This is a genomic window from Pseudoalteromonas sp. SR45-5 (assembly GCF_014163565.1).
GTDB lineage: Bacteria > Pseudomonadota > Gammaproteobacteria > Enterobacterales > Alteromonadaceae > Pseudoalteromonas > Pseudoalteromonas distincta.
In genome coordinates this window covers 1-2,928 of the sequence record NZ_JACJDN010000513.1, presented here as the reverse complement: position 1 = coordinate 2,928, position 2,928 = coordinate 1, and the positions used below count along the sequence as shown (strand labels likewise).

Sequence of the window (2,928 nt, the reverse complement as noted above, 5' to 3'; positions counted from 1 at the left end):
CAGTAAGAATGATGGTTGTAATAATAATGGTCAGTACGCGATTAATTGTTTTCATATGTTAAGACTGCCTTAACAAAGGCTATGCTGTCAACCCTAAATTAAAAGATAAAACAGCCTTTTTTAACATGAAAAAACCTAATGAATGCCAAATTTATGCAATATTTCATTCAAGCTTGATTTATTAATAGGTTTATCAATAAAATCAATTGCGCCAAGTTGGGCGACTCGTTGCTTCATTTTTTCCTGTATATCAGCAGAAATAACCAACACAAAGCACTCTATTTTTTCTGTTTTTATAGTTTCAAGTACTTGTATACCATCAACCTCTGGCATGGTGAGGTCTAGGCACAGTAAATCAAAGTTTTGTGCTCTTAAAAGATCGAGGGCGTTTGCTCCATTTATAGCTTGTTGTATATCTGCGTCTATACACTCATTTAAACACCGCACGACTTGTTTACGAGCAACAGCAGAATCATCACAGACTAATATCGAAAATTTCATCATGTTTACTACTACACAACCATCAAAGTTATTAAAAGACCATCTTTCTTTGCACTCAGGACACTTTAACACGCATCTAAATACTTAGCGCATTAATAATTCAATGCAATGATAAATATAGAATTAACTCATTTAAATATGATTAACGAAACTAAATTCTAATCAAACTTACAAAACTTAACGTCTAACAAATTTACTAATTCATAGCTGAGTTTAATTACATTAATACTACATACCTACTTAATTAGATTTATCTTATTAAATTTTAACTTTTTTATTTATTTTTAGAGGTTTATTGACTAACTTTTAAATTACAATAGTAACGTTACAAAAATAACAAAGGATGAACAAGTCACTCATGTTACAAAAAAGCCTTTCTAAGAAGCTGCTAACAAGCGTTTTATCCGTTTATTTTTTGCTTACCTTCGTAGTGACTTGCGGACAGGTGCTTGCTGAATATCTCAATACTAAAGACTATATACGTGATGAATTAAGTACATTACAAAAAACCTTTAGTCGTAGCTTAACACGTGCAATTTGGGAGCTTAATACCAAGCAAACAATTACAACAGCAGAAGGTTTACTCGCCATTCCCATGATTGAAGGGATTATTGTTCGAGACGACAGCGGCGAAATTATTTCACAGTTAGGGCGCTCGCTCGACATACATAAGCTATATAACCAACAGTTAGTACAAGAAGAAGCTATTTTAGAAGACGCGAAATCCGGTCTGTTTGGTTACACCTTTCCACTTATTTTTGAATTTTCTGGCCGTGCTACCCAAGTGGGCGACGTTACCTTGTTCTCTAGCCGAGAAGTTGTTTTAAGCCGAATTATGGTATCAATCTACTTTTTGATTGGTAATGCGATGATTAAAACTACCTTTTTAATCATTTTATTTTTAATGGCATTTAGAAAGCTTCTTACAGATCCCTTAGCTGAGCTTACTGAGCAACTAGAAAACCTAGAATTAGATGAGCTAGAAGGACAACACATAGAAATAGAAACAGAGGAGCATAACGAACTAAAAGTAATGGAGCAGTCGTTTAACAAACTAATAGATAAAGTGGTTCAGTACAGTAAAGAGCTTGAGCACACCCAAAAAGAACTTATTATTAGTAACGAAAAGCTCGATCATCACAACATACAACTTGAGCAAGACGTAGCCCGTAAAACATCAAACTTAAGCCAAGCAATGATGGAATTACAACAGCAAAAATACGAACTTGAGAAGCAAAAAATTGTGCTCACTGAAGAAATAGACTTACGCCGCAGCACAGAGCAAGAGCTAATTACAAAACAAACTGAATCTCAGCGTTATATAGAGGAATTAAGCCTTGCACAGGAACGTTTATTGGGCACAGAGAAGATGGCCGCACTAGGCGGGCTTGTGGCGGGTATTACGCATGATATTAACACCCCTATTGGGATAGGTGTAACGGCAATATCGTTTTTGCAAGAACGCTTAAATAAACTCGAAAGTGCTTATAGTGAAAAAACACTTTCACCAAAAGCACTAGAAGAATTTATTAACGAAGCAAAACAAAGTACAAGCTTGTTAACCACTAACTTAGATAGAGCCTCAGAGCTTATTGCTAGCTTTAAGCAAATAGCGGTCGATCAGGCCAGTGAAGCTGTAAGAACTATTAACTTTAAAGATTACACTAACGAAGTAATACGCTCACTGCATCCAAAACTAAAAAAGACATCCCATACAATAAAATTAGAATGCCCTGATGATTTAGTTTTAAATTTACCGGCAGGCGCCATCAGCCAAATTTTTACTAACTTAATTATGAATTCACTCATTCATGGCTTTGAAGGTAAAAGCAACGGTGTGATGGATATCAAAATAAGCGCAGATGACACTAACTTAACGATTGATTACAAAGATGACGGTAACGGAGTTACCAGTGAGCAATTGAAAAAATTGTTTGACCCATTCTTTACGACTAAACGCGATGAGGGCGGAAGCGGATTAGGTACCCATATAATGTTTAACTTAGTTAAACAAACTCTTAGTGGATCTATTGATGCAACGAGTGAACCTGGTAAAGGTCTGCGTTACTATATTCAATTTCCAAAGAACATGGCTAAGCCAATGCCTATTTTTGATAAATATGAATAAAAAAGTATATGCATTAAATTATTAGGGCGTGTTGTTCTTTGGTGGTTGAATTTGCAGCAATATATTTGGTTTTTAGGCAAGGCAGAGCCTATGTAGTGTGGTTATCCCCCATAAGTAGGCGATAACGCAGCATAAATACCAAACATGCGCTGCCCTTTGAGCTCGATCTAGGGACGATTAACTCTTTGTTGCCTACATGGATGTAGGTAAGGGGCGTGAGCAGGACGCGGAAGCTTTGCTCGGTTTTTACTTATTCTTACATGGATGTAAGCCAGTAGAATAACGCAGGAGCAGTTACC

2 protein-coding genes are annotated in these 2,928 nt (G+C 36.1%); one reads left to right on the top strand and one right to left on the bottom strand.

What is annotated here, in order from left to right; all coding sequences use genetic code 11:
• Positions 1 to 135: 135 nt before the first annotated feature.
• The gene (locus H5072_RS15895) at positions 136 to 504 is read right to left on the bottom strand and encodes a response regulator (RefSeq protein ID WP_024596295.1); all 369 of its coding nucleotides are present in this window, start codon (positions 502 to 504) and stop codon (positions 136 to 138) included.
• Positions 505 to 859: 355 nt separating this feature from the next.
• Between H5072_RS15895 and H5072_RS15890 the strand changes: the two genes are divergently transcribed.
• The gene (locus H5072_RS15890) at positions 860 to 2,629 is read left to right on the top strand and encodes a sensor histidine kinase (RefSeq protein ID WP_182694070.1); all 1,770 of its coding nucleotides are present in this window, start codon (positions 860 to 862) and stop codon (positions 2,627 to 2,629) included.
• The last annotated feature ends 299 nt before the right edge of the window (positions 2,630 to 2,928 follow it).